Below are 3,918 nucleotides of genomic sequence, written 5' to 3' on the forward strand. Positions count from 1 at the left end.
TTTAATTACACAATACCTTTTGCAACAGGCCGGGGTGGTTTCTTGAGACTAATTACATTTGCTTATCAAACTTTTCAATATTAGGTCTTTTTTCGGTTCTCTGTAAAATGTGTTCCTTGCAGAAGAGCCAACTGTTTTATTATGCTGTTACCGCCCTTTGCGGGATAGGTTGCTAAGATTGTTTTTGTTCAGGGTACGTAGCAAAGAACATAATTCTAGGAAGGATATCACGAAGCGCCTCCCTTCCTTCTTTATAAGCCACCTCTGGATTCGTTGTAACAGAGTAAATCATGGCTTTACTCTGCGCAATTAAATTTCTCTTATCCGCTATTAAAAGAAATTCATTTATTACAATTTTTTTATGGTTAAGCTGATTTTGATAAGCTAAAGCCGTAGCCAGCGCTTGTGTACCAACTGTGCTAATCCGATTATTTCCATAATCCTTGTGGTGCCTGGTCTGATTGTAATAATTTAAGTCCTTCTTTTAGGCTAAGTGTATTTCTGGCTTTGTAAAAAGGTTAATAATGCAAAGTGTAATGAGTTCTGATGTAACTTGTAAACGTTGATTTTGTGAAACTACTTATCAATTACTGTGTCTTGGTTATCTTCTTTAGCCTGTTTAAATAAAATAAAAGCACCTTGAAAAGACTACATTTGCTTAGCCCGTTTAATTCCGTACGTTAATATTGCAGCACCTAGTTAGCGTTGCTGAGCGCTCTTGTAATAAGCCTTGTTTTAGTATCTTTAGAGGTAACCAATAATAGAGGATTCTTACCATTATTAACTAAAAATTGGTGTTGCATAAATTCAGCAACCCAAAAATCTCAATAACTTGAATTTATAGTAACCCGCTGATTTAAAAATAATTTTTCTTTGAAATTATTGGAAATTTGTATGTATTTGGTTGCTTCATTTAGTCGCAGCACTCAGTTAATTCCATTCTTTAGGCGCCAAATCCCACACTCAAAAATAAAAATTTCCACAATACTGACAATAAATTAACCTATAAAGCTGTATATTTTTAATACTGCACTATAATTAACCAAAATCACTATTTCAACTTTTATTTTCTCGTCATTTAATCACCTGATTTTGTGAGGTTAGGATGGATTTAGAATTATTAGCACTGCACGAACATGGTAGAAACGGAATGAGTGTATATTTAAAGCCTGGCGGTACGTCTATGATGACACCAAAGTTAGCTGATGAAATAAGGGCACTTCAAGATTCCTTAGCTGAAAAATACTTTAATTTATCTTTTGATATTTACTTTGTAATTTGGTATCTGCAAAAAAATATTAATTTCTCCTGTTTTAGTCTCGATTTTAGATTTGTACATGATTGTTTAAAACAACATAAAGAGAAGCAAATGGAGGATTATATTGACAAAATTTTTAATTTACTTTTTTTAAACTACATTGGCTTAGGCCTACCTATTGTAAATTGCTCAATATTAACAAAATATCTATCAGGATTTTCTAAAGAATTTTTCTTGATGAATAAGATATGTTTCATTTATCAAAAAAAATTTAAAGGATTTAGCAAAATAAAAGTTTTTAATGAAATAGAGAATTTAGCTTTTACTAAATGTATTTATGATAAAAATCATTATTACTATTACAACCCCATTCAAGTTAGTCAGATGAAAAGCATTATAGAAAATACTCATTATGAAATTCCTAAACTTTTAGATATTAATAATGCAAAACTTGAGTTTGATGCTTTAAAAAAAGAAACACTTGTACAAATCTATAATGTTGCGTCTAAAGATATAAAGGTTTTTAGTTGGCTGCCATGTCGTGACATTACAGGTACTGTTGATAAACCATAGTTTAGGTAAATACAAAGAGTCCAGCAACGTTAATGTGTCTATTAAGTAAAGATGAGGTGTTCATATGGGTATAAGAATCGAATCAATTGCAACTGCTTTACCATCTCAATATATTTCATCAGAAGATTTTGTCAATAAGTTAGATGGGTATATCACAGATGGCGTTGCAGAAATGCTTCAATCAATGGCTATAAAAAATCGATATTCTGTAGTTGAAAATTATCCCGATTATTTGGCCGGAAAAGTCAAAAGAAACCTGACTACAGATGTAAATGGCTTAGCAGTAGAATCGATTCATAAATGTCTTGCTAAAGCTAAATGCGAGTCATTAGGATTGTTTATTGCTATTACAAATACGGCTGTTCGCCCATTGCCTTGTACAGGCTATGAGATTTTATCTCTAGTGTCCTCTGATTTAATACCTCGAGATGTTAATGTAGTTAACATGCAAAATCAAGGTTGCTCTGTTTTGATTAAAGCACTTGAAATTGGGCATGATTATCTTGCTAGCCATCCTGATAAGAAAGTATTAATCACTGTATCAGAAGCTCACACAGCATTAATTGATTCTTTAGAAGATAAAGGAAAGGTCTTTTCATTTAAAGAATTAGGCAATGTTGCTTGCGATGAAAATGAAAAAACGCAGGAGATGGAAAAGCTTCATAATTTAATTAATAGCTATTTGTTTGGAGATGGCTCTGTTTCATTGTTGCTTGGAAATAATGAAACAAAAACAGATTTTCACCACATTACTAATATTGAAAGCTCTGATACAGAGCTCTGATACAGAGCTCTTATACATGAATGAAGGTGGTACTAAAATGCCTAGTTACGATGGTTTCCCTCATTATGTATTAAGCAAAAAAGTACCTATTAGGGGAGCGGCTTATAGTCGCTTGCTGACAGATTCAATGGTTTCAAACAAAGATACTAATTATGCATATAATGATATTGATGGATTTTTAATCCATACCGGCAGTAAAAAGATAATTGATGGAATTATAAAAAATTTAGAAATAGAAAAGCATTCCGATAAGGCCAATATATCTTATGAAGTATTATCTAATTTCGCAAATTTATCCTCTTGTTCAATTGGATTTATGCTTAATCAAGTAATAAATAATCGGATGACTGGCACGTTTTTATTAATTTCATTTGGTGTTGGCTTTAGTGGTAGTATTGCAACAATTACTATATAAATAACAATGCTGCATGTTGACTAGATTAATTAATGCTTTAGATAGTCCATTGTCTTTTGGTAATTAGAAGCGAAGTAAGTTTAGTAAGGATATATATTTAACAGTAAATACAGGAGTTTGGATATAGTAGAGATTTTATCCGGTTAAAAGTCTCAAAAAGGGTCCGGCCTGTTGCAAAAGGTGAAAAAACTTTACACATTAAGGCTGGCATGATCTAATCGGCGGTTTTTGACTCAGTTGTACTAACTCATGCAAGGTGTATTTAGGAATGAATTAATTCATTCGAATAACTCAATGATAGATAACCTGATTGCATCAACTCATTTATTAAGGAAAGTTAACCGGTGTGTTGATTTTTCCTTTGTTAATGACTTAACTGCACCTTGCTATAGCGCCAATAATGGTAGGCCCTCTATATCCCCAGAACTGTGTTTCCGCATGTTGCTTATCGGTTATTTATTTTCAATACCTTCAAACCGGCGCCTGATAGAAGACGTAAAATACAATGTCAGTTACCGTTGGTTTTGCGGGTTAGCGTTGGATTCACCTGTACCAAGCCATTCTTCGCTTAGTCGATTTTTTAAGCGGTTATCGTTTAGGGTATTTCAATCCTTTTTCAATGCAATAATTAAACAATGTAAACACGCAGGTTTGCTTAACAATAAAAGTGTCATGACGGATAGTACCTTGTTTCAAGCGAATGCGTCTCTTAATTCACTTGTGCCTAAATCAGGCAGTGAAGATGCGAACCAAGGCGAGCGAGGTGTTAAGCTTTCTAAACGAACCATCTCTAATAAAACCCATCAAAGTAAAACCGATCCAGATGCCAGTTTGGCGTTTAAAAAGGGCGCCCCTCGTACCTTAAAATATAAAGCGCATGTCTGCACA

The 3,918-nt window shown here is 33.3% G+C and carries 4 protein-coding genes; all 4 read left to right on the plus strand.

What is annotated here, in order from left to right:
• Positions 1-1,105 precede the first annotated feature (1,105 nt).
• Positions 1,106-1,831: a hypothetical protein gene (locus E1P04_RS17195; protein WP_131784087.1), complete on the plus strand. Its 726-nt coding sequence runs from the start codon at positions 1,106-1,108 to the stop codon at positions 1,829-1,831.
• A 64-nt stretch (positions 1,832-1,895) separates the two neighbouring features.
• A complete protein-coding gene (locus E1P04_RS18190; protein WP_242604521.1) occupies positions 1,896-2,615 on the plus strand; it encodes a beta-ketoacyl-[acyl-carrier-protein] synthase family protein in 720 nt (239 codons plus the stop codon).
• Positions 2,616-2,631: 16 nt separating this feature from the next.
• Positions 2,632-3,030: a 3-oxoacyl-[acyl-carrier-protein] synthase III C-terminal domain-containing protein gene (locus E1P04_RS18195; protein WP_242604522.1), complete on the plus strand. Its 399-nt coding sequence runs from the start codon at positions 2,632-2,634 to the stop codon at positions 3,028-3,030.
• Positions 3,031-3,324: 294 nt separating this feature from the next.
• Positions 3,325-3,918, plus strand: a 594-nt coding sequence (locus tag E1P04_RS17205) for a transposase (RefSeq protein WP_165482846.1), incomplete at its 3' end; no start/stop codon positions are given.

The organism is Legionella gresilensis, from assembly GCF_900639865.1.
Classification (GTDB): domain Bacteria; phylum Pseudomonadota; class Gammaproteobacteria; order Legionellales; family Legionellaceae; genus Legionella_C; species Legionella_C gresilensis.

Coding starts and splice junctions, on each gene's coding strand:
- E1P04_RS18195 (WP_242604522.1), top strand. CDS start 2,632: ATGAATGAAGGTGGTACTAAAATGCCTAGTTACGATGGTTTCCCTCAT.
- E1P04_RS18190 (WP_242604521.1), top strand. CDS start 1,896: ATGGGTATAAGAATCGAATCAATTGCAACTGCTTTACCATCTCAATAT.
- E1P04_RS17195 (WP_131784087.1), top strand. CDS start 1,106: ATGGATTTAGAATTATTAGCACTGCACGAACATGGTAGAAACGGAATG.